20 protein-coding genes are annotated in these 22,839 nt (G+C 39.9%); 6 read left to right on the top strand and 14 right to left on the bottom strand.

Features of this window, described 5'->3' with window-relative positions:
• Positions 1–207: 207 nt before the first annotated feature.
• Both A994_RS09855 and larE read left to right on the top strand, forming a co-directional pair.
• Positions 208–849, top strand: coding sequence for a TfuA-related McrA-glycine thioamidation protein (locus A994_RS09855; protein WP_004031383.1), 642 nt, complete (start codon positions 208–210; stop codon positions 847–849).
• Between the two features lie 132 nt (positions 850–981).
• The gene (gene larE / locus A994_RS09850) at positions 982–2,049 is read left to right on the top strand and encodes an ATP-dependent sacrificial sulfur transferase LarE (RefSeq protein ID WP_004031382.1); all 1,068 of its coding nucleotides are present in this window, start codon (positions 982–984) and stop codon (positions 2,047–2,049) included.
• Positions 2,050–2,219: 170 nt separating this feature from the next.
• Here larE and A994_RS09845 read toward each other — a convergent pair whose 3' ends face one another.
• The 8 genes from A994_RS09845 to A994_RS13625 form a co-directional block, all read right to left on the bottom strand.
• Entirely contained in the window at positions 2,220–2,657 is a 438-nt protein-coding gene (locus A994_RS09845; protein WP_004031380.1) for a hypothetical protein, read from the bottom strand.
• A 125-nt stretch (positions 2,658–2,782) separates the two neighbouring features.
• Positions 2,783–3,619: a CBS domain-containing protein gene (locus A994_RS09840; protein ID WP_004031379.1), complete on the bottom strand. Its 837-nt coding sequence runs from the start codon at positions 3,617–3,619 to the stop codon at positions 2,783–2,785.
• A gap of 53 nt (positions 3,620–3,672) precedes the next feature.
• Positions 3,673–4,119 (bottom strand): universal stress protein, encoded by a 447-nt coding sequence (locus tag A994_RS09835; RefSeq protein WP_004031378.1) that lies wholly within the window; start codon positions 4,117–4,119, stop codon positions 3,673–3,675.
• Positions 4,120–4,123: 4 nt separating this feature from the next.
• Positions 4,124–5,296, bottom strand: coding sequence for an amidohydrolase family protein (locus A994_RS09830; protein ID WP_004031377.1), 1,173 nt, complete (start codon positions 5,294–5,296; stop codon positions 4,124–4,126).
• A 222-nt stretch (positions 5,297–5,518) separates the two neighbouring features.
• Positions 5,519–8,707, bottom strand: coding sequence for a carbamoyl-phosphate synthase large subunit (gene carB / locus A994_RS09825; RefSeq protein WP_004031376.1), 3,189 nt, complete (start codon positions 8,705–8,707; stop codon positions 5,519–5,521).
• 124 nt (positions 8,708–8,831) lie between these two features.
• Positions 8,832–9,914 (bottom strand): glutamine-hydrolyzing carbamoyl-phosphate synthase small subunit, encoded by a 1,083-nt coding sequence (gene carA, locus A994_RS09820; protein ID WP_004031375.1) that lies wholly within the window; start codon positions 9,912–9,914, stop codon positions 8,832–8,834.
• A 375-nt stretch (positions 9,915–10,289) separates the two neighbouring features.
• Positions 10,290–10,733 carry a ribosomal protein S18-alanine N-acetyltransferase gene (gene rimI / locus A994_RS09815; protein ID WP_004031374.1) on the bottom strand — a complete coding sequence of 148 codons (444 nt, stop codon included), beginning with the start codon at positions 10,731–10,733 and terminating at the stop codon, positions 10,290–10,292.
• A gap of 12 nt (positions 10,734–10,745) precedes the next feature.
• Entirely contained in the window at positions 10,746–10,871 is a 126-nt protein-coding gene (locus tag A994_RS13625) for a hypothetical protein (protein WP_272942740.1), read from the bottom strand.
• Between A994_RS13625 and A994_RS09810 the strand changes: the two genes are divergently transcribed.
• The 3 genes from A994_RS09810 (at position 10,818) to A994_RS09800 (ending at position 14,896) form a co-directional block, all read left to right on the top strand.
• Entirely contained in the window at positions 10,818–11,159 is a 342-nt protein-coding gene (locus A994_RS09810) for a UPF0146 family protein (RefSeq protein ID WP_237739731.1), read from the top strand. The two genes, A994_RS13625 and A994_RS09810, sit on opposite strands and share 54 nt — an antisense overlap.
• A 183-nt stretch (positions 11,160–11,342) precedes the next feature.
• A complete protein-coding gene (locus A994_RS09805; protein WP_004031371.1) occupies positions 11,343–13,868 on the top strand; it encodes a calcium-transporting P-type ATPase, PMR1-type in 2,526 nt (841 codons plus the stop codon).
• A gap of 140 nt (positions 13,869–14,008) precedes the next feature.
• Positions 14,009–14,896, top strand: a complete 888-nt coding sequence (locus tag A994_RS09800) for a precorrin-6A/cobalt-precorrin-6A reductase (protein WP_004031370.1) — start codon at positions 14,009–14,011, stop codon at positions 14,894–14,896.
• Between the two features lie 235 nt (positions 14,897–15,131).
• Here the strand turns inward: A994_RS09800 and A994_RS09795 are convergent, their stop codons facing one another.
• Positions 15,132–16,364 (bottom strand): proteasome-activating nucleotidase, encoded by a 1,233-nt coding sequence (locus A994_RS09795; RefSeq protein WP_004031369.1) that lies wholly within the window; start codon positions 16,362–16,364, stop codon positions 15,132–15,134.
• Between the two features lie 161 nt (positions 16,365–16,525).
• Here A994_RS09795 and A994_RS09790 point away from each other — a divergent pair, with 161 nt between their 5' ends.
• The gene (locus A994_RS09790) at positions 16,526–17,002 is read left to right on the top strand and encodes a multiprotein bridging factor aMBF1 (protein ID WP_004031368.1); all 477 of its coding nucleotides are present in this window, start codon (positions 16,526–16,528) and stop codon (positions 17,000–17,002) included.
• Positions 17,003–17,105: 103 nt separating this feature from the next.
• Here the strand turns inward: A994_RS09790 and A994_RS09785 are convergent, their stop codons facing one another.
• The 5 genes from A994_RS09785 to A994_RS09765 form a co-directional block, all read right to left on the bottom strand.
• Positions 17,106–17,483, bottom strand: coding sequence for a DUF356 domain-containing protein (locus tag A994_RS09785; protein ID WP_004031367.1), 378 nt, complete (start codon positions 17,481–17,483; stop codon positions 17,106–17,108).
• A gap of 3 nt (positions 17,484–17,486) precedes the next feature.
• Positions 17,487–18,758: a hypothetical protein gene (locus tag A994_RS09780; RefSeq protein ID WP_004031366.1), complete on the bottom strand. Its 1,272-nt coding sequence runs from the start codon at positions 18,756–18,758 to the stop codon at positions 17,487–17,489.
• 7 nt (positions 18,759–18,765) lie between these two features.
• Positions 18,766–19,200: a hypothetical protein gene (locus A994_RS09775; protein ID WP_004031365.1), complete on the bottom strand. Its 435-nt coding sequence runs from the start codon at positions 19,198–19,200 to the stop codon at positions 18,766–18,768.
• A gap of 75 nt (positions 19,201–19,275) precedes the next feature.
• Positions 19,276–20,859 (bottom strand): Mur ligase family protein, encoded by a 1,584-nt coding sequence (locus tag A994_RS09770; protein ID WP_004031363.1) that lies wholly within the window; start codon positions 20,857–20,859, stop codon positions 19,276–19,278.
• A 526-nt stretch (positions 20,860–21,385) separates the two neighbouring features.
• A complete protein-coding gene (locus tag A994_RS09765; protein WP_004031361.1) occupies positions 21,386–22,804 on the bottom strand; it encodes a Mur ligase family protein in 1,419 nt (472 codons plus the stop codon).
• Positions 22,805–22,839 lie beyond the last annotated feature (35 nt).

Here is a 22,839-nt window from a genome sequence, read left to right as displayed (position 1 = left end):
TTTATTGGCTTCATCTTAAGTATATCATTATTGAATTAATGCAGGGTCTGGAAAATATGGAATATAATTGCTTTTAATAGAATTAATATAATCAAAGATAAGAACTGATATATTGGAACATAACGTAAAATGATGATATATGATTCGAATCAAGAATAATAATCATAGAATACATAAAATTTTAATAACATATTATTTGGTGATAATTTGGATAAAAAAAGAATTGTGGTGTTTATTGGACCTTCACTCCCCTTAAATGAGGCTCAAAAAATTTTGGATGCCGAGTATCATTCCCCTGTGGCTAGAGATGATGTTGCCATTCTTCTAAATGACCCTCCAGATATCATTGGGATAATTGATGGCGTTTTCTACCAGCAACCTGCTGTTTCCCACAGGGAAATACTAAAAGCTCTAGAAGCTGGGATCACAGTGGTGGGCGGGTCCAGTATGGGGGCTCTTAGATCAGCTGAACTGGACTATGCTGGAATGATCGGAATCGGAACTGTTTACCAGAAGTATCGAGATGGATTAATTGAATCTGATGATGACGTGGCCATTGTTTTTAATCCAGCGACTCATGAACTGCTTTGTGAAGCCCTGGTGAGTATGAATCACAACTTCGAGATGGCAGAAAAAAAGGGTGTAATAACCTCCAGTGATGTTGAAACCCTCTATAAAACTGCTAAAAATATTTATTATCCTCAAAGAACTTATCCTCGCGTTTTAAAGGATTCTGGTCTGGGAGAAGATAAGATTCAGAAACTTGAAGATTTTTTAGACAAAAACCAGATCGATGTTAAGGCAGAAGATGCCAAAAAAGTGTTAGAATACATTAAAAACTTGGTTTAAGATTCTTTAAAATGCTTTTAACATTTATTGAAATTAATTGGATATTTGAATTAATTGAATTATGTGTGATAATTGAATATATGCTGTGATTTTAGTAAATACTGGAAATATCAGAAATTAACGTGGTACTTTATGGATATCAAAGGAAAGATGGATAAATTAAGGGATTATCTTCATGGAAAAAAGGTGATCATTGCATTTTCGGGTGGAGCAGATAGTACACTGCTGGCCTGGATTGCAAAGGAAGAGGCCAGTGATGCACTGGCAGTTACCGTGGATAATGGGGCTATGCCTGCAGAATGTGTCCAGAATGCAGAGCAGATCGCCCAGATGATAGGGATCAAACATAGGGTTGTTGGTGAAAACTATTTGGAAGATCCTGCATTTCAAATAAACCCCCCCAACCGGTGTTATGTTTGTAAGCTGAAAATGCACCAGCGACTGGAAAACATAGCAAAGGAAGAACAGTATGATGCTGTGGTTGATGGAACCAACATCAGTGATCTGATGGAGGACCGTCCCGGAATAATGGTTAACATAGAAAAAAATGTTAAAACACCTCTGGTTAAATCAGGATTCACATCTGGTGATGTGAGAGAAGTTTTAAAACAGGAAAATATTAAGTATACCCCTTCAACTACTTGCCTTGCCACCAGGATTCCCACCGGGAAAAAACTCACTCCACGAAAAATAAACCGTATTGATTATGCTGAAAGTCTCATCAAAAACCTAACCGGTCTTGAAATAGTCAGGGTAAGGGATGATGAGCAAATGGCACGTATAGAAGTGAAAGATGTGGATAAACTTATTGACAGAGGTTTACTGCATCATCTTGATTCAGAACTTAAGGCAGTTGGTTTCAGGAGAGTAACTCTAGATATCAGTGGGCAGGATGATACAAAAGATCAAATTATGGTTTATAAGCCTTGTAAAGGTGATAAAAATAAGATAATGTTCGAAAAAGAACTTCCCTACTCTTTAAACATCTCTGAAACATGCCACGAACTGGAATCCCTTGGAAAAGTTAAATGCTCCAAGGAGATGGGTATAGCAATGCTGGAGATGAATAGTACCAATATCACCCTATTTGCCAAGGGAAAAATCGTCGCACGTAAAGTCAAAGACCAGGAAGATGCTCAAGAGTTGTTGCTTAAGATTCTACCCTGTCTGCGCAGAAATATAAATTTGAATAATGTTTGATTAAAAATTATAATAAAATTGATGGCTGATAATAGTGAAAGTTGATGGGCTGATAAAAATAAGTTTAAATAGCTATTGTATGAACCTTGCTGTAAAAATTTTGGATATGAACCGTGGTGTAAAAAGGGAGTAATTCCCTTAGATTTTTTTATTAAATTTCTCGATTTTTATTAAATTTCTCGATGTACGGTTTCTTTAACTTTACGCCGGAATGCAGTTAGTTTTTTGAAAAAACCTCTGCTATCGTTTCCAGAGAGAACAATAATATCTCCTTCTACTTCCAGTACTTCGCCATCAGCTTCTATGTTCTCTATCTCAACCATGATCTCGGATGCATCTTCCAGAATGTCATTGGCTGTGTAAGAATAATCTATAACCATTTTTTCATGGGGGTGAACCTCTTGCAGGGCCCGTTTAATGGTTAATTCCAGTATCTGGAAAAAAGTTTCCAGCTGGGGATCTCCTTCCCACCACATGGTGGCCATAATGAATCTAAGATTGATGTCCTGCAGGGAGACTTCCCCCCCTTTTTTACCAACGATACGGATAATTTCAGGATCAGCTTTTATTTTAATAATTGGTTTTGGTATGGGAGTTGTTTCTGACATTTTAATCTTCAATATGTTTGTTTAAGTGTTTAGGTATTTTTTAAATAAATAAAAAGATGCAATAAAAAAATTAATTAAAAATCAATTAATTAAAAAATCATTTACGAATAATTAATTAACTATTTTTAATCAAGGAGTGATTTGATGAGGTCACCTGCTCTTATCAATCCAACCAGTTCCCCCTCCACATCAATAACCGGCATCTGTTCGATGTTTCTCTGCCTCATTTTATTGGCACAATCCTTGACCGGGGTTTTGGTGGTAACTATTGCCAGGTCACTGGTAGCCACATCCCTTACTTCTTTGTCAGAGAATTGTAAATGGTTTTTAAAAACATAGAGTACGTTTGTACTATCCCATGACCATTTATCTCCCTCTGTGCCCACAGAAGTGTTGTGAACTGTTTGTTCAGATACCACTTCACTTTCTTCCAGGAAATCGGTTTCAGTTAATATTCCGGATGGTTTTCCTTCATTATTAAGTGCTAAGAGAACCTTAAGGTTGAAATAGCGCATTATGGAGAAAGCAACATTGAGTGGAGTTCTCTCCCATGTGGTAGGTACATTTAGGAGTATGTAATTTTCGGCGGGATCATTAAGGTCCATTTTCCACAGTGCTTTGTTAACCAGGTCTGAGGCAGTGACTAAACCTACTAATTCTTCATTTTCCACTACTGGAACTCTTCTAATGTTATTTTCAACCATTTTTCTGGCTGCATCTTTTATATTGTCATCAGGAGCTACGGTTATCAAATCTCTGGTCATTATTAAGGCAATTTGTTCTTCATCAGGGTTTTCAACCAGATCAGTTCGGGTGAGTATGCCTAACAGTGTTTTAGTGCCTTTTTTTACTACAGGTAAACCTGATACATTGTTTTTTCTCATGAGTTCCAGAGCGTTAGCTCGGTTCCCTGGTACTTGGATGTAGTGTATTTCCTCTGACATTATGTCCTTTATCTGCATTGTTTCACCAGCTGTTAGCTGCAACTAAAATAAATATTAAAAATAGAATTTTTTTAGTGGACGGCTAAGACAGGGCATTTTGCTGATCTAACCACTTTTTCAGTTACACTGCCCAATAAAAATCGGTCTAAACCGTGTTTTCCTGAGGTTCCCATGACTACCAGATCTATGTCTTCTTTTTCCACAGTTTTTAATATGGCATCAGCTGGGGATCCTTCCTCAGTTTTAAGGTTTACTTTAATATCTTCTATTTTGAGTTCCTTTTCTTCCTCGGTAACCATTTCTGAAATTCTTTCCAAGGATCTTCTCCCCTCTTCTTTAAGCATCTCTTTGATTCTTACAATGAGGTCTTCTGCAGGGAGCCCCACAAGTGAGGATGTTTCAATAACATTTAAAACGATAATTTCGGCGCCGCTTTTGCTTGCTATCCATATAGCATGGTCAGCTGCTTTTTCAGCAAATTTTGAACCATCAGTGGGTAATAATATTTTTTGGTACATGGTTTCACCTAAGGTATACTAAATTACCATCTGTCATGAGACCTATTATGTTTTTCGATTCAGTGCGGTTAATCAGGGACAGTATGGGATTATCTGATAACTGTTCCACCATCATGATATCAGCCAGCATACCCTCCTGGATACATCCGATGTTAATGTTCAGGGCAGAACCAGCATTGACAGTAGCCATTTTCAGGATCTCTACGGGGGGGAAATATTCCTGGTAATAACCCCTCGTAACTTTCAGGGTGTATTCCATCTCCCTGAACATGTTTGGTGAATTGAACATCAGGTTGTCTGTGCCCAGAAGAAGATTAATTCCCAGATCCCACATTTCTTTAATGGGAGGTATTCCAACAGAAAGAGCACCATTGGAACGGGGACAGCAGACAACAGACGTATTTGTCTTGCTTAAAAGGTCCAGATCCAGGTTGAGGGGTGATGTTACATGGATCAAAATATCAAAAACAGCTTCCAGGGCCCGTTCAACTTCAGTTTTACCAGTGGAATTAAGTGAGTTTCGTTGTACTTCCTCATACTCTGCTGCATGAATTGCAGCTAGTTTACCTGCACTGGAACAGGTTTTGGTGATAATTTTTACCACATCATCGTTGATCTCGCCAAAACCACTTAAACCAACACCCTGTGCATGTTCAAGGATTTCCTGAGTGCTATCTCTTATTTCCATTTCCATATCACTACTAATGGATGGAAGGAATGGTTTGAAAAACGAATCATGACGTCCCAGAATCACTTTACGCAGTGGAATGTCTTCACCTGCATTTTCAAGAAGGGATATTCCATTAACTCCTCCTTCCCGGAAATCAACTATGGTGCTGGTTCCAGTGTCTAGCATTTCATGTAGAGAACCCCTCATGGAGTTAATAATTTTTTGAGGTTCTGCCTGGGCAAGTAAGCGGTGTTTCAATCCATGGGGTGGTTTTACAATCTTTTCAATGGATTCTCCATCACCAATATCCTTGACCACCGAGTCTCCCATGTGTACATGACTGTTTATTAATGAAGGGGAAACAATACAACCTTTAGCATCTATTTCCTCACCCCCTGATGCATGGGGGGAAACTTCAACAATAAGATTATCTTCAATCAGGATATTGGCATGTTTTGGCTCCATATTGGGACCGTAAAGTACCAGGCCATTTTTAATGTTAATCATACAGGAGAAAGTATGTTTATGGAGATATTTAATCCTTTGATCTGATTTAAGTAGACCTTTAATTTTGAGGGTTATTAAGGATCCAAAGAGATATGATCTTTTTACTTAAAAGTTCACAAGCTAGACTGGAATTGGTGGCGTCGGAATTGGTTAGAGTATATATAAAGATTTAACCTTCAAAAAAACGTAAAAATAAAAATTTAAAAAGAGATTGGAATAATATTATGCAATTTCATGGTACTCTTTGAGAGATTTAACTCCAATTTTTCCTTTTTCAACATTTTCAATGGCATTTAAAGCTGCTCTTGCTCCGGCCAGTGTGGTAACGTAGGGTATTCCCAGTTCAACAGCCATCCTCCGGATGTAATATCCGTCATCTGCGGATTGTTTGCCTGAGGGAGTGTTGATGATCATGGCCACTTCCTTGTTAAGGATGGCATCCCGTATATTTGGTGAACCCTGGCTGATCTTGCGTATGATATCTATATCCACATGGTCCTGAACTGCAAGGGCGGTTCCTCTGGTTGCAATTAGTTTAAAACCAAGCTCTTCGGCTTTTTGCACAATATCCAGAATTTTGTCCTTATCAGCATCACGAACACTAATGAAAATAGTACCTTTCTGGGGTAATTCCATGCCTGCTGAAAGCTGTGCTTTATAGTAAGACACTCCGAAGTTTTCATCAATTCCCATACTTTCCCCGGTTGATTTCATCTCCGGTCCCAGTATAGAATCTGCTTCAGGAAGTTTTATGAAGGGGAAGATAGATTCTTTAACCGCCACATGATTTATTTTCACTTCATCACACAGTCCAAAATCTTTGAGTTTTTTACCCATCATTAATTCCGCTGCGATCTTTGCCAGGGGCACACCCACAGCTTTACTCACGAAGGGAACAGTTCGGCTGGCCCGGGGGTTGGCTTCTAAGATGTAAATTTTGGGGTTATCCTCATCATCCATTTTAAATGCGTACTGGATGTTCATGAGTCCCACAACATCCAGTTCCAGTGCCAGTTTGGTGGTGTAATCCTTGATGATTTTTAAAATATCTTTAGAAAGACTTTGTGGGGGTATAACGCAGGCAGAGTCACCAGAATGGACACCGGCTTCTTCAATGTGTTCCATTATCCCTCCGATGAAAACTTGTTCTCCATCTGATAATGCATCCACATCTATCTCAATGGCATCTTCCAGGAATTTATCCACCAGTATAGGATGTTCAGGTGATATGCGCACTGCTTCTTTCATGTACTCCCGGAGTTCATTATCATCGTAGACTATCTGCATGGCCCGACCACCAAGAACATAAGAAGGTCGCACCAGCACTGGGAATCCAATCCGTTCTGCTACTTTGTGAGCATCCTCAAAGGAATGGGCAATACCATAATCTGCCTGGGGTATTTCCAGCTTATCTAAAACTTCAGTGAACCTTTCCCTGTCTTCAACCCGATCAATGCTTTCGTGTGGTGTTCCCAGGATACGCACTCCTTCCATGGCTAGGGGAACTGCCAGGTTAATGGAGGTCTGACCTCCGAACTGCACTATCACTCCGTATGGTTTTTCCTTATTGATGATGGCTAAAACATCTTCCAGGGTGAGTGGTTCGAAGTAGAGTTTACTGGAGATATCATAATCTGTACTGACTGTTTCAGGGTTATTGTTAATGATAATGGTCTCAATACCAGTATCTTTAAGAGCCATAGCTGCGTGAACACAACAGTAATCAAATTCAATACCCTGACCAATCCGGATAGGACCGGCACCAATTATTATAACCTTTTTATTATCAGAAACAGTAACTTCATCTTCTTCTTCATAGCAACCGTAATAATAAGGAGTTTTGGCTTCGAATTCTGCTGCACAGGTATCAACCATCTTGTAGGATGGAATTATTCCTTCTATTTCCCGAGCCTGTCTAATGAGGGGTTCATCCAGACCGGTGATCTGTGATATTTTATGGTCGGAAAAGCCCATTTTTTTGGTTTTACGCATTACAGTTGGTTCGAGAATGTTTTGAGCATTTAACTGGTTTTCCCAATTAATTATGTTCAGTATTTTATGAAGGAAGAATGGATCAATCTGGGTGATCTCCAGGATCTCTTCAACAGTCATCCCTGATTTTAATGCACTGTAAACCTGGAATAAACGTTCATCAGTGGCGTTTTTAAGTTTTTCTTCATCAAATTCTACTGTATCAAACCCGAAGCTTCCCACATCCAAGCTGCGGATAGCTTTGTGCATGGACTCTTCCAGGGTGCGGCCAATGGCCATAACTTCACCGGTGGATTTCATTTGAATCCCTATCTCGCGGCTGATGCCCTTAAACTTGTCAAATGGCCAGCGAGGTATTTTAGTAATGATATAATCCAGGCTGGGTTCAAAGGATGCCGGTGTTTCCTTGGTGATATCATTCTGAATCTCATCCAGTGTCATGCCCACTGCAATCTTGGATGAAATCTTGGCAATTGGGTATCCTGTGGCCTTGGAAGCCAGGGCACTGCTCCTGCTCACCCGGGGATTAACTTCAATAACCTTGTATTCTCCGGTGATGGGGTGTACTGCGAATTGTATGTTACAACCACCCTGTATCTCCAGGGCACGTATGATTTTAATGGAAGCATTCCTGAGGCGCTGGTTGTCCACATCAGAAAGGGTCTGTGAAGGGGCCACCACAATACTTTCCCCGGTATGAATTCCCATGGGGTCCAGGTTCTCCATGTTACATACAATGATACAGGTATCATTTTTATCCCGCATCACCTCGTACTCAAATTCTTTCCAACCCATTACGGACTGGTCAATGAGCACCTGGTTAATGTAGCTCATATCCAGTCCCCTGGTGGCGATCTTTTCCAGTTCCTGCTGGTTATGGGCCACTCCTCCACCAGTTCCACCCAGGGTAAAGGCGGGTCTGACAATAACCGGGTATCCTATTTCTTCAACTGCTGAAATTGCATCTTCTAAAGTGGATACTGCCCTGGCTTTGGGAACTGGTTCATTGAGTTCTTTCATGAAATGATCGAAAAGATCCCTGTCCTCCACGTTTTTAATAGTCTGGACTGATGATCCAATTACTTTAACTCCTTCCAGAGCACCGATCTGTTCCAGTCCAGTGGCAACATTCAAACCAGTCTGCCCACCCATGGTAGGAAGAATTGCATCTGGTTTTTCTTTTCTAATGATCTGGGCCACAATTTCAGGAGTTAATGGTTCCACGTAAACTGAATCGGCCATGTCCATATCGGTTTGAATGGTGGCTGGGTTACTGTTCACGAGTACGGTTTCAATACCCTCTTCCTGGAGGGATTTACAGGCTTGAGAGCCCGAATAATCAAATTCAGCGGCCTGACCAATCTGTATGGGGCCTGATCCGATGATTAGTACCTTGTTAATATCTTTATCCCGCGGCATTTCTAATCCTCTTTTGTCCTCTTCTATTCCCTATAATAAATTTAAAGTCGATACATGGTATTTAACATAATTTTAATCTATTTCAACCCTTTAAATCTCAAAATCTATTCAAACAGACTTTCTGTTAATATTTTTTAAGGTTTTCCACGAAGTTGTCGAAGTAATAATCAGTGTCGTGTGGTCCAGGTCCTGCTTCTGGATGGTACTGTACACTGGATATTGGGAGTTCCTGGTGTTCTATGCCCTCTACTGTGCCATCGTTAAGGTTTATCTGGGTTACATTTATGGGTAAATCTTCACAAGCTTTGTGATCAATGGTGAAACCATGATTCTGGGATGTTATGGAAACTTTACCTGATTTGAGATCCTTAACTGGCTGATTTATTCCCCGGTGTCCGAATTTCATCTTGTAAATCTTGGCACCAAATGCCATGGAAATAATCTGCTGTCCCAGGCAGATACCAAAAATTGGAAGTCTCTCAGAAAGTTTTTGCACAGTCTGGATGGTTTCACTCACCCTGCTGGGATCCCCGGGTCCACTTGAAACCAGGAGAGCTCCGGGTTCATAGTCCATAATTTCCTGGGGTGAAGTATTGTAAGGAAGCAGAACAACACCAATCTCCCTTCTGAGGAGCGCGTTGATACTGTTATTTTTTATTCCACAGTCTAGGACAACTGCCCGGTCTTTATATTCTTCTCCCAGTATTTTGGGCTGGGTTACTGAAACTTTATCCACCAGGTCAATGTATTCAATTCCTGGCTGGTTTTGGGCCATGGCCAGGAGTTCCTCATCATCAATTTCTTCTGTGGACAGCGCACCATTAAGAGCCCCGTATTTCCTGATCTTCAAGGTGAGGGAGCGGGTGTCAATGTTACTGATTCCTGGAATTTTATATTCCTCTAAAAAACCGGATAAGCTATTTTCAGAGTGGCTGTGTGATGGATAGGGGTTTTGTTCCTTAACTACATATCCTTCGGCTTTTATTCCATTGGACTGGAACCACTCTTTAGACACGCCGTAGTTACCCTGCAGAGGATATGTGGACATGAGGATCTGACCCTTATAGGATGGATCAGTAAGTGATTCCACATAACCGGTCATTCCAGTGGCAAAAACCACTTCTCCTGTTTTAATTGTTTGGTAACCGAATCCTTCTCCTTTTAATATTGTACCGTCCTCTAAAGCTAATTTGGCCTCTTTTTGCATTCAATCACCATGTTATAATATTACTATGGGCACCAATTTTTTTTATTTAATTTGATTGGGGCCTTCAATTTGCTAAAATGGATAATATTAAAAAATCTGCTAAATTTGTTTTACCTAACTTTTATCTTAAATTAATAGTCGGTTCAACTATTTTATCCTTATGAATTCGCGATCTTAGATATGGTTCTAAGGTCTAAATATCATTGCCTAACCTATGATATGTAATTGATTATTTATTCAAATTATCATTGATTTTCCATGAAATATGAACTACTTTAGAAACTTGATAATATATTGTGAATTAATGTTTTTATTCCTGTGAATCAGGGGTTTTTTTTATCTTTGTACTTCGTTTGGGGAACTTTTTTCCGGTGATTAATCAAAGTCTTCCAATAATTTGCCCATAACCACGGCGTCTTCCCCATCTTCATAATATTTTACTAGATGGGCTTTTTCCACAAAACCTAGTTTTTGATAGAATTTACGGGCTTCACGATTTTCTTTCCGTACTTCCAGGCGAATGCTATTCACATTATATCTTTTGAAGATTTCAAGTGCTGTTTCCACCAGTTGTGATCCAATTTTCTTTCTATAATATTTTTGATCCACGGCCAGGGAAATGATATGGCCTTCATCCTCAAACCTGATCCAAAATATAATATACCCCACCACAATATTATCTTCTTGGGCTACCAGAAAACCCGCTCCCAAGTTATAAAGATCCACCAGAACATTGGATGGATAGGGGTCATCAAAGGAGGATAATTCAATTTCCAGGACTCTTTTAAGGTCAGGACGTTTGAATTCTCTTATTATCATGAATTTCTCCATTTACGAGTGATAAAAATGTGGAGTGACTTTACGGATTACATTATCAAACATTATTCCCAATCTTCCAGTATCGTGGAAGTGGCAGTGGGACACTTTCCGCAGGTTGCATGCGACCTGAAGAAACATCTTAAGGTGGATATCATCATGACTGATATTAAACCTTACCATGATGAGATCATCCTAGATGATATTAGACAACCTAACTTAAAAATATATAAGAATGCTGGACTTATTTATTCCATAAGACCTCCTGAAGAATTACACCCCTACTTGGAGAAGCTTTCAGTAAAAACAGGGGCAGATTTAATAATAAAACCCCTTTCAACGGATTCTATTAACATTAAGGGGAAAATGGATTTAGTTAATTATAAGAAAGCAGTTTTCTATAAAAAATCTTTAAATAAGGGTTTATAAAGAAATATTAAATGAGTTATAAAGAAGTTGATGTGCAAATTAAATGAACTAATATTAACTGTATGCAGGTTACTCTGGTATTTTAAATAAACATCAAACATAAATCACAAATATTTAAAAAATAATATTATTTTTCAAATCGTATCCAATAATATCATATTCAATGTTTTAGGTGCATTTCCCATGAAATGGAAAAAATTAAGCGTAGATGAAACTTTAAAAACCCTCAATTCAAGTATTAATGGGTTAAATAGTTCTGAGGCTCAAAAAAGATTATCAGAACATGGTAAAAACGAACTGGTTGAGGAGAAGAAGGCCGGACCAATCACTATCTTCTTTGGACAGTTCAAAGACATACTCATCCTGATCCTGCTCATTGCCGCAGTTGCAGCATATTTCGTGGGAGACACCCTCGATGCAATTGTAATACTCATTGTGGTTATTATAAACGCAGTGGTTGGATTCATCCAGGAATACCGTGCTGAGAAGGCAATGGAGAAGCTCAAAGGACTCATATCTGCTGAAGCGGTGGTTTTGAGGGATGGTCAGGAGCAGAAAGTACCTGCAGGAGAACTCACCCTGGGGGATATTGTTCTTTTAGAGGAAGGAGATAATGTACCGGCTGATCTCAGGATAGTTGAAAGCTACGACCTTTTGATAGATGAATCAGCCATGACTGGAGAATCATTACCAGTTGAAAAACACCCCAACACCATATCTAGTGATGAACACGGCTCAGAAAACATGGCCTTCATGGAAACTGATGTTGCATCTGGCCGTGGTAGGGGTGTTGTGGTGGAAACTGGTATGGACACCGAGATCGGTAAAATCGCGGAGATGATCCAGGGAGAAGAAGAAGAAACACCCTTACAGCAAAAAATAGCCAGTCTCGGTAAGACTTTAGGATTACTGGCTGTCGTGGTCTGTTCAATTGTTTTCGCACTTGAGTATTTCCAGGGAACACCCCTGGTGGAAACATTCATGACCTCGGTTTCCCTGGCAGTGGCTGCTGTTCCTGAAGGACTCCCTGCAATCTTAACCCTTACACTGGCCCTGGGAATGCAAAGAATGGCTAAAAGCAATGCCATAGTCCGCAAACTCCTGGCAGTGGAAACTTTAGGGTCCTGTAACGTTATATGTACTGATAAAACCGGAACACTAACCCTGAACCAGATGACAGTCCGGGATGCCAGAGTAACTGACCCTGAAATGGTTTACACCATAGCTGCACTCTGTAACAATGCCACTCAGACTGATGATGGTAAATTACTGGGAGATCCCACCGATGCATCACTCTTACTTTATGCTAATGAGAATGGTTACAACCGGAAGGAAATGGAGGAAAAAAATCCAAGATTACTGGAAATACCATTAGACAGTACCCGTAAAAGGATGACCACTGTCAATCAGATAGGCCCGGATAGGTACATCCTGATAAAAGGAGCCCCCGAGGTTTTACTCCAGAAATGTTCCCAAATTGATGGTGAAGATGGAGTATGCTCCATCAAACCAGAAGACACTGAAAATGCAATGAAAGACCTTCAAGAAATGACTGGAAGCGCACTTCGTGTTCTTGGATTTGCCTACCGCAAACTGGGCCCTGAGGAAAACCTGGAAGATAAGGAGGAACTGGAAAAAGACCTTATCTTTGCGGGTCTAGTGGGTATGATGGACCCACCAAGGGAAGAAGCTAGACAAGCCATTGCCCAGGCTAAAAAGGCAGGTATAAGGGTAGTGATGATCACTGGGGACCATAAGGATACTGCAGTAGCCATAGCAAGGGAAATAGGTATTGCTGAAGGTGAAATCGTTGCACTCACCGGCAGTGACCTGGACAAACTCAGTGACCAGGAATTTGAAAATATGGTGGATGATGTCAGTGTATACGCCCGCGTGTTCCCTGAACAGAAGGTTAGAATTGTTGAAACCCTTAAAAAGAAGGGACATGTTGCATCCATGACTGGAGATGGGGTAAACGATGCTCCTGCCCTTAAAAAAGCAGCTATTGGTGTGGCCATGGGAAGTGGTACCGATGTTGCCAAGGAATCTGCGGACATGCTCCTTCAGGATGATAACTTCGCCACCATAGTCAAAGCAGTGGGTGAAGGAAGAACCATATTCGACAACATCCGTCGTTTTGTCCGGTTCCAGCTTTCCACTAACATCGGAGCCATACTCACCATTACGTCAGCCTCTGTAATGGGATTACCAATCCCCTTTAACCCCATACAGGTTTTATGGATAAACATAATAATGGATGGACCTCCTGCCCAATCTCTGGGTGTTGAACCACCAGAAAAGGGTGTTATGGAACGCCCACCCCTCAAGGAAGAGATCATTCCCCGGAGAAACCTCATTAAAATAGCAGTGGCCGGGGTGGTCATGACAGTTGGTACACTGGCACTGTATTATTACCTGTTATCCGGTGGCACAGACTTAACCAAGGCCATGACCATGGCTTTCACCGTCTTTGTAATGTACCAGATATTCAACGTGTTCAACTGCCGGTCTGATGGAGGATTCACCAACAAATTCTTCTTCATAGCAATTGGAGCATCATTCCTGCTGCAATTAGGAGTAATATATCTACCGTTCCTGCAAGGAGTCTTCCGTACCACGGCCCTTGGTGCGTTTGATTGGGTTGTAATCCTACTGGTTGCCTGTACTATATTCATCAGTGACTGGCTGGTTGGAAAGTTCATAAAATGAACTCTTCCCCCACATTCCTAAGTGGGGTAATCCATTAAACTAGGAATAAAAGTTCAGGATTAAGGTCAAATAAAAAATCAGGGTTAAAGAAATCTAGGTAAAAAGACAGGTTAGAGGTTTAACAGGTTAGAGGTTAAAAAATGAATGTGTTGGTAATGGCAGGAACCAGTGATGCCAGGAAGATCATTTCTGATCTTTCAGAAGAGGAAAGGATCAGTGTTCTGGCCACTGCCACCACCCCTCACGGAGTGGAACTGGCACAGAAATCCGGGGCAAATAAAGTTCTGGAAGGATTTTTTGATTCTGAAAAATTGACTAATATTATACAAGATAATGATATTGAACTTTTAATTGATGCCACCCACCCATTTGCAGCAGCAGCTACTCAAAATGCGATAAAAGCTTCAAATACTGTGAATGTACCATATATTCGTTTTGAAAGACCTGAAACTGCACTTCCTGATAGCGATCTTATTCATCATGTTCATTCCTTTGAGGATGCTGCACTTATTATCAAGGAAATACTTGACCAAAGTGAGTATTTAAACCATGAATCTTTAAACAAAAGTGAGTTTTCAAAGGAACGAAGTTTTTCAAAGAGTTTTGCAAATGGTAAAGTTTTACATCTAGCAGGTGTGAACACCATCCATTACGTTACTGAGGTAATTTCCCCAGAATTTGTTGTTGCCCGGGTTCTTCCCACAGTTTATTCTGTAAAAAAATCTCTGGAACTGGGCATACCTCATGATAATATTATTGCCATGGAGGGAACCTTTTCGCCAAGTTTTAATGGTATTCTCATGGAAGAATTCCAGATAAAAGTGGTTTTAACCAAGGAAAGTGGTCAGAGTGGGGGTACCATGTCCAAAATTCAGGCGGCAATTATGGGGAAAGTGCCGGTGGTGATTGTAATGAGGCCAGAAATAGAAGAGTTAAATGGGAAGCTAGTGTTTAATAAGGTTGAGCTTCTTGTTGCTGAGGTCATTTCTAGAAGTCATGATGAGTGTCAGAATGGATTAGATAATTAAAATTTCTAGTAAACTAATTCATGAAAAAAAGAGGTAGAAGTAGAATAAGCCTCAGCTCGCCCATCAGTCATCACCAGTTCAGAGCTCATAGGGTTCATCATTGGCCTTTGATTTTGTATGTTATTTTTCTCAATAATTTTCAATATTTTTTTAATCAAATATTTTTTCCAATTAATGAAAATACTTCAATAAATACTTTAATTTAAAATAAAAAAATAATGAGGGGCACGGATGCTTATCCGTACATCACTCCAGCTTCTTTTCGTATTTCTTCGTCACGTTCCATGCCAATGATCTTATCCACTGCATCCAGGAAGTCGTTCATAACCACAATGGGTCTTTCTTCCCTTATGGCGAACATACCTGCCTCGGTACAGATTGCTTTAAGATCAGCTCCGGATGCACCGTCACTGAGGTTGGAAATGAGATCTATATCCACATCTTCTTCTAAGGTCATTTTTTTAGTGTGGATTTTGAGTATTTCCCTTCTACCATCCTCGTTGGGTATGGGTACTTCGATGAAACGGTCGAATCTTCCGGGTCTTAGTAGAGCGGGGTCCAGGATATCGGGTCGGTTGGTGGCAGCAACTATTCCCACGTCTCCCCTTCCTTCAAATCCGTCCATCTCTGCTAATAGCTGCATGAGGGTTCTTTGAACCTCACGGTCACCACTGGTGGAACTTTTGAGTCTTTTAGCGGCTATGGCGTCTATTTCATCTATGAATATTATGCTGGGGGCTTTTTCCTTGGCCAGTTCAAAGACACCACGCACCAGGCGGGCTCCTTCTCCAATGTATTTTTTCACAAATTCAGAGGCCACAATTTTTATAAAGGTGGCATTGGTTTCATGGGCCACGGCTTTGGCCAGTAAGGTTTTACCAGTACCTGGAGGTCCATAGAGGAGTACTCCTTTTGGTGGTTCTATTCCTATTTTGGTGAATAGTTCTGGTTTTTTAAGTGGTAATTCAACGGTCTCTTTGATCTCCACGATCTGTTCTTCGAGTCCGCCTATCTTTTCGTAACTTACATTTGGTTTTTCTTCAACTTCCATACCAGTTACGAGTGGATCTTTTTCAGATGGTAAAACACTGACAATGCTGAATGTCTGCTGGTTAAGGGCTACTCTTGCTCCTGGTTCCAGTGACTTTTCATCCAAGAAACGGGAATATCCAATTACAAAGTGTGGTCCGGTACTGCTTTTCACCACTACCTTACCTTCATCTAGGACTTCGGTTACAGTGGCAATTACCAGTGGTGGTGAGCGGAACCTTTCAATTTCCCCACGGAGGGATTTTACTTCTCGGTCCAGTCGCATCTTCTCGTTTTCAATTAGAAGCTTGTCTTTTTCAAGTTTCCTAACCTTCCACATCAGATTTCTTTTAGTCTTGGCATTATCCTCTTTCAGGATTTTTATCTCTTTTTTAAGGTCTTCTATCTTTTTTAAGATGTTTTGGGATGTTTTTTCCATCTTACAAGTTCACTCCTCATTAGGTTGGTGAAGAATAATATCCGCTTATATTGATATTATTTATTGGGTTTATTGTCCCTAATAATATTTAAGTATTGAGGTGTTCTAAGTATATACCAATTAAACTATAAAGATTACCAATTAAAACTAAAGGGATCATCATGAGATGTGAGATATGCGGAAAAAAGGTTATTGGAAAGCCAGTTAGAACGAAAATTGAAAATTCTATTATGTTAACATGTAATGATTGTTCAAAATTTGGTAAAGTACAAAGAGAACCCCCAAAACCTCAGAGAGGTCCTGGTAGCAGGCCACCTGCAGGTAGAAGACAATCATTTAGATCTCAGGAACCAACACATGAAGTTATTGAGGATTACCAGAATGTAATCCGGAAAGCTCGTGAGAAAATGGGTTGGTCCAGGGAAGATCTGGGTGAAAAGATATACGAGAAGGTTTCAGTGATACACCGTTTGGAATCAGGGAAGATGGTTCCTGATCTGAAGTTAGCACGGAAACTGGAAAGAAGCTTGAAGGTAACTCTACTTGAAAAAACAGACCAGGCACAAATGGATGATTTACGTGGTGCCCATATGCAAAAAGCCACTATAGGTGATATTGCAAGAATTAAAAAGGGTTAAGAAGTTATAAAAAGGTTATTAAGTTAAGGTAGTTTTAACTTTTTTACCTTAACTATTCTTTTATTTTGGTTGTATTTTAAAATAGATACTTTTCTAGTTGTTTTTATTTTTTCCTCGGTTTTTTCAGATTTGGGTTTTTAGCAGAATAATACCCTTTAAGTGGGGGAAGGGTATTGAAAATCTTTTTTATCTTTTCCCATTGAGTATACTCTTTGCTTATAACCAGTATATGCGCTGGGGGGTGTATTTTTTTTATCTGGAGAATACTGCGAGTTGCATCTTCCTGAACTGATACTACAACCGCAATTTTAGATCTAGACCTTAATTTAGCATTTAATATGCTCTGTGCATATTTATCCGCCATGCTATTTTCCATAATTCTAGGGGTCCCATTGATCTTGAGTCCTGCATGTCTTTCAATATCTGCCAGGCTGTTAAGAATTTTAGTCTGGTTTTCAGCACGAATTAGTATCAAAGTCATGGTTTACCGCCTTTTTTTAAGGAAAGAACTGATTAATGTGCTGCGGAATAATACCAGGATTATCAGTATCAATCCAATTGCAGTCTGTATACTCCCGACAATATCCAGTAGTGATGTGCTTATAGGTAGATTCCATGGTGGGGAAGTTCGGCCATCTGGAAGGGGCTTATAATAAACTCCCACAGAACGGGTGCTTTCCACGATGTTTATATCCTTAGGTTCTATGTAGTTTACACCAACCAGGTTACCATTGTCTATGGCTTTATTTATAGTGCTGGCTATTGTGGCACTGTTAAAACCATTTTTCTTAACTGAATACTGTACAAGCTCCTGTGTGGTTTCACTGATTCCTGCTGCATCAGTTCCGTAAGTTGAAACTGAGGTAGTGTTGCTGGTGACAGTTATCTTATCACTTAATGCATCTGTAGCAGAAACTGTTTTCAGTGCAGTGCCATCATAGGGACAGGTCTGATAGTTATCTGCTGCAGGGAATCCAATACTCCACCCACAGGTGGGACATTCTTTGGAATATGCTTCGTCCATAGGGTAACCGGTTGTGTTCAATTTGGCTGGAGTGAACATGTCTCCAGTGGATATGGAAGATACCAGGTTATTTCCTCCTCCCCCATACTTTTCACCAGCATCCTGTGCTACTTCTGCCATTGCTGAGCCCAAGATTTTGGTGGCCGGATAACCATCACGAATCATTTTACCAATGTTAATTGCGGTTTGCTGACGTACAGCTTCTGCTGTTCCGTAAAGGGGGTTTCCTTCAGTGTTACGCAAGTGTATTATAGCACCCTTTGTTCCAGCTGGAAGTACTGCAACTCCGTCTGAGGCATGAGGTGTAACTGTGATAGTGCCGTCATTAGCCACAGTCACCACATAAACATCATAGGATCCTCCCACTGCTGCTCCCTGGGTAGCAGTTCCTACCATTACCCTGATTCCTGAGTAACTATTGGCTGCATTTGCAGCAGTGCTGGGTGAAGCACCATTTTCCAGTGAGGTTAATGTACTGGTGATTGCTCTTAGTCTCTCAGTTGAATTACCTTCTCCCCCTGAGAGAACTGAGAAATGCTTTTCCTTGGATAAAATGAAGGTGGACTGGAACATGTTATCTGCAAAGGACATACTGCCTGCTGCAGCTCCATTGGGATCGGTTCCAGTGGGGTCGGTGATGACCACTATGTTACAAGTGGCAGCGGAGGTGTTAACCAACAATGCTATGGTCACCAGGAATACCAGAATTGTTTTCAAACGTTTATCAATCATCTTTACTTCACCTAGAAGTTCCGTTTACTTGCACTGTAGAAAAGTCTTCAATGACGTTAACGGTTAATATACCTGTACTTTTGTCCAGTTGCACATCCGCAGCTTTGATTGGTGTTAGTGTCGTTCCTGGAATGGTGGAAAGCATCGCTGCCTGACGTGCATTTTCCAGGGCTTCATTCATGGGCACCTTTCGTTTACTGGTTATGAGAGTATCCCCCTGAATATAACTCCCAGTTCTAAAACCCACATTGGCAATGTTGGTTCTTATGGATTCAGTGGGCACAATATCGTTTCCTTTAACTATAACTCCTGATATTGCAACTCCCTGATCAGTTCCATTAGATGAAGCATAAGACATGTATGACATCACTCTTCCAGATGTGATAAGAATAAATGCCAACATTAAAATAATCAGGGTATCTCTTCTTACCTTTATGAACATATTTTTTCACCTGCTAATTAACTCATTATAAATTCCTATTATCTCGTAAACTTGTTTTTTGTTTTGTAAATATTTTTAATCTTGTAAATCTATCAAATTATCCCTTGAATTTATCCAAATTTTAATATCTTCCTTGTATTTCACCGCAGCTTCACCCATACATACCACGGCATCTGCATCACATTCTAATCCTTTTTTAAAGCCTTCTATCACTTGTTCTCTGGTGGCTCCCAGGGTTCCCTCACGGAATTTTTCAGGTTCTACAGAGGGTGTTATGATCTTTTCAGATGAAATATATTTTTCTGAAGCCAGTCGGGAGTAATAAGAGGCAGGTATAATAAAATCGGCGTTGGACATTGCTCGCATGATAATATCCGTATCCCCAGTCTTTCCTGATTCTGATGATATGGTTATGACTACTGCTAGTTTATCATAAGTTTTATGGAGCTCTCTGAGTACTGTTTCCACTCCAGAGGGATTGTGCCCATAATCAACAATTAAATCCAGATTTTCACTTTCATAAATGTATTCTAAACGTCCCGGAACCCCTTTAAATGTTATGAGATATTTTTTAATGTCTTCAAGGGGCATTTTCAACAATTCATGGCCCACTGCAATAGCTCCCAGGGCATTGTAAACATTGTGCAGTCCAGTGATCCCCATTTCCATTTCAATCTTCTTATCATGGGTTTGCAGAATAAAACTGTTACCACGGATATTTGTGGCCAGATAATCTGGAATAGTACGTTTTAAACCACACTGGCACTCATAGTATCCTACTCCTGAAACTGTTTCGTGCAGTATGACTTCTTCCCCACACCAGCATTCCTTCTTACTTTCGCCCTGAACTTCGTGTTCAACTCCAAAAGTTACCAATTTCCCCTGATAATCCATCTTGGAGATAAGTGCCATAATGGTAGGATCATCTCCATTAACCACTACAGTTTTGCCCTTAAGCTCTTCTAAGAGTTCCCCCTTAATAAGACTGTAATGCATGAAGTCATGTCCGTTGTTCAGGTGATCCGGGTTTATGTTGGTTATAACCCCGCAGGAAGGATGGCATCTGTCCATTATGAACTTCAAATCCCCTGTATTCCCTTCAGTACCAGTTTCCACCACTGCAATATCTCCAGCCAATCTGCATTGTAATGGTGGGATGTACTCAATATTCCCCTGAAGAGTCATGAAACCATGTTCTGTTGGTTTTAATCCGGCATTATAACAGAAATGCTTCAGGAGGGTGGTGGTGGTAGTTTTACCGTTGGTTCCAGTGATGCAGATAACTGGTTTATTTGGGGTAATCTGTTTCAGGAGATCCTCCACTTCCATAAGCTGAGCCGAGCTGTCTTCTATCCTGTGGAACAATTTCGAAGTTTTTTTGAGGCTGGGTGGTGGTATTATATAATCTGATGACTTAAAAAACGCTTCTGGATGTTCATTCAGGTAAATTTGGGTGTTATAATCATTTAAAGTATAAAGGAATGGGCAATTATTGGAACTATGAATGTCAGTGCATATTACATGATGACCATGATCCATAAGGACTCTGGCAGCCAGGTTACCCACAACGCCACACACACCAATAACTCCGTAGGTTTCCATTCTTTTTTGAGGAATTTTTTCCACCTCAGATGAATGCTTGTCCATATCTGTACTCATTTATTTAACACCGACTTGTTTCTCTAATTCTTTTCACGTAATCTGTCAATACTTTTATTTTCGCGTATCAATACTTTCTTATCATCTGATCTTTAATTATGAGTATTGATTACCTTTTGATTAATGAAATGTAAATTCATGGTGTAATTTGTTTAAACAATTTACCATGGTATCTTTGAAATATTTCAATGGGTTAATTGAACGTATTCCTTTAAGTGTATTGATTTTGGGTTTATAGGAATTTATCAAGGTTATTTCTATTATTTGACCTTAATAAATTCATTTATAAATGATTTGAATAATCAAGGATGAACCCTAATCCTTCCTTTTTTTTAATGAGAGTTAATGAATATATTGGGAATATTAGTGCTAAATGGAATAAATAATATAGGTTTATTTATATTGGAATTTTATTTTAGTGGAATAAAATATAATCGATAGAACATTAGTGATAGAAACATGAAATTATCATTTAATTTAAGTTAAAATATTAAGATTAATGATTTATTTTGTTAGGATTAATGATTTATTCGACAGTTATACTTTTTAAAACATATGATGCGGGGTCCATGCCCTGAGCACCGATAAGAAGTATGCTATCCCTTTTATGGGATGATTTTAAAGCTTTTTTTAATGCATCTACCAGAGTTTCATAATGGATGTAATTGATTCCTTCCTTTTGCAGTACATCTATAAATACCTTTTTCTCAGAAGTTTTAACCCAGTTAGCACTATCCACCACATCCTGGCTACTGGTCAATATTAAGTTACAGTTGAGATTTTTAACAGAATCAGCAACAGCCTGAGCGTTTAATTTGTTAAGTGAGTTTCCTCTGGAACCCCTAATGGCACAAACCACATGAAGATTTCCGGAAGTCAGATCAGCTGCACTGTTAATGGTGGCTTTTATTCCCTGGGGGTTGTGTGCGAAGTCATCAATAATGAGTGGCTCAGTTCCCAGTACCGTGAACCTGCGTTTTAAGGGATTATAAGATTTAACTGCTTTTATGATGATTTCGGGATTAATTTCAAGAGCAAGTACTGTGCTCACTGCTGCAAGAGTGTTCTGGATGAAATGAGGACTTTTAAATGGAAGATCTTCCAGGGGGATGAGTAGTTTTCCTTTGTGGAAGATTCCTTCTTCATGGAATTCAACATTGGATCCTGAGCCATAGAATATAACCTTTTTTTCTGGTGAAACCAGACTCTGCATGTTACGTATTAGTGGATCGTCACAATTTAAAACCACATAATTCCCTTTGAATCCTTTCAATGTGCCTGAAATTTCTTTTGATGCTTCTTCCAGAGAATTCACCAGGCTAATGTGGTCCAGTGCCACGTTGGTTAGGACCACTACTTGTGGTTGGATTGCACTGGTCATGAGATGGGCGTGGTCGTCCATGTTCCTGTCATCCCATCCCTGAACCTCTGAAACCTCCAGAACAACCGCATCCAGATTTCCATCAAACTCAGCAATCTGTTTAGCTACCATGGGATCGATCAGGGTGTTAAACTCTGATTCTGAGTCAGTATTGGTGTGAGCAGTGTAACCTGCTTCTACTAAAATGGAATGTATCATGTGGGTGGTGGTGGATTTGCCGTTAGTCCCACTTACCACTATTCTTAGGGTATCGGGGGCGTAAGTATCAAGGGCCCACCTAAGGGCAAAGGCATTAATTAATTCGATTTTTTCAGTTAAAATAATTGGAAAATTAAGTTTTTTGGCGGTTTCAATTGCGTTTCCACGGGCATCCTGGGTTATCACACATGAAGCACCTTTATCAGAGGCTATTTGCACACCTGTTTCATCAATCCAGTGCCTTATGATAGCGTCACCGTTTCCTGCATCCTTTAAAATATTAAATATGCCGATTATAACCTGATTATTGCCAATTAACTCTCCCTGGCATTTTTTAGCCAGATATGAGGTGGTAAGTTGTTTCATTGTATGTCCTATTCCTGAATTGTATTCCCACAGAG

Origin of the sequence: Methanobacterium formicicum DSM 3637 (assembly GCF_000302455.1) — an archaeon.
Taxonomy (GTDB): Archaea; Methanobacteriota; Methanobacteria; order Methanobacteriales; family Methanobacteriaceae; genus Methanobacterium; species Methanobacterium formicicum_A.
Note: the sequence above shows the minus strand (reverse complement) of the source record. Positions and strands in the feature narration are given on the sequence as shown.

Excerpts from the sequence above, each read along its gene's own strand:
- A994_RS09795 (WP_004031369.1), bottom strand. The coding sequence starts at position 16,364 with ATGGAAAAAACATCCCAAAACATCTTAAAAAAGATAGAAGACCTTAAA.
- larE (WP_004031382.1), top strand. The coding sequence starts at position 982 with ATGGATATCAAAGGAAAGATGGATAAATTAAGGGATTATCTTCATGGA.
- A994_RS09785 (WP_004031367.1), bottom strand. The coding sequence starts at position 17,483 with ATGACTTTGATACTAATTCGTGCTGAAAACCAGACTAAAATTCTTAAC.
- A994_RS09840 (WP_004031379.1), bottom strand. The coding sequence starts at position 3,619 with ATGCAGATAAAGGACATAATGTCAGAGGAAATACACTACATCCAAGTA.
- A994_RS09775 (WP_004031365.1), bottom strand. The coding sequence starts at position 19,200 with ATGTTCATAAAGGTAAGAAGAGATACCCTGATTATTTTAATGTTGGCA.
- A994_RS09845 (WP_004031380.1), bottom strand. The coding sequence starts at position 2,657 with ATGTCAGAAACAACTCCCATACCAAAACCAATTATTAAAATAAAAGCT.
- rimI (WP_004031374.1), bottom strand. The coding sequence starts at position 10,733 with ATGATAATAAGAGAATTCAAACGTCCTGACCTTAAAAGAGTCCTGGAA.
- carB (WP_004031376.1), bottom strand. The coding sequence starts at position 8,707 with ATGCCGCGGGATAAAGATATTAACAAGGTACTAATCATCGGATCAGGC.
- A994_RS09770 (WP_004031363.1), bottom strand. The coding sequence starts at position 20,859 with ATGAGTACAGATATGGACAAGCATTCATCTGAGGTGGAAAAAATTCCT.
- carA (WP_004031375.1), bottom strand. The coding sequence starts at position 9,914 with ATGCAAAAAGAGGCCAAATTAGCTTTAGAGGACGGTACAATATTAAAA.
- A994_RS13625 (WP_272942740.1), bottom strand. The coding sequence starts at position 10,871 with ATGTTTCTTCAGGTCGCATGCAACCTGCGGAAAGTGTCCCACTGCCAC.
- A994_RS09805 (WP_004031371.1), top strand. The coding sequence starts at position 11,343 with ATGAAATGGAAAAAATTAAGCGTAGATGAAACTTTAAAAACCCTCAAT.
- A994_RS09765 (WP_004031361.1), bottom strand. The coding sequence starts at position 22,804 with ATGAAACAACTTACCACCTCATATCTGGCTAAAAAATGCCAGGGAGAG.
- A994_RS09800 (WP_004031370.1), top strand. The coding sequence starts at position 14,009 with ATGAATGTGTTGGTAATGGCAGGAACCAGTGATGCCAGGAAGATCATT.
- A994_RS09790 (WP_004031368.1), top strand. The coding sequence starts at position 16,526 with ATGAGATGTGAGATATGCGGAAAAAAGGTTATTGGAAAGCCAGTTAGA.
- A994_RS09780 (WP_004031366.1), bottom strand. The coding sequence starts at position 18,758 with ATGATTGATAAACGTTTGAAAACAATTCTGGTATTCCTGGTGACCATA.
- A994_RS09830 (WP_004031377.1), bottom strand. The coding sequence starts at position 5,296 with ATGATTAACATTAAAAATGGCCTGGTACTTTACGGTCCCAATATGGAG.
- A994_RS09835 (WP_004031378.1), bottom strand. The coding sequence starts at position 4,119 with ATGTACCAAAAAATATTATTACCCACTGATGGTTCAAAATTTGCTGAA.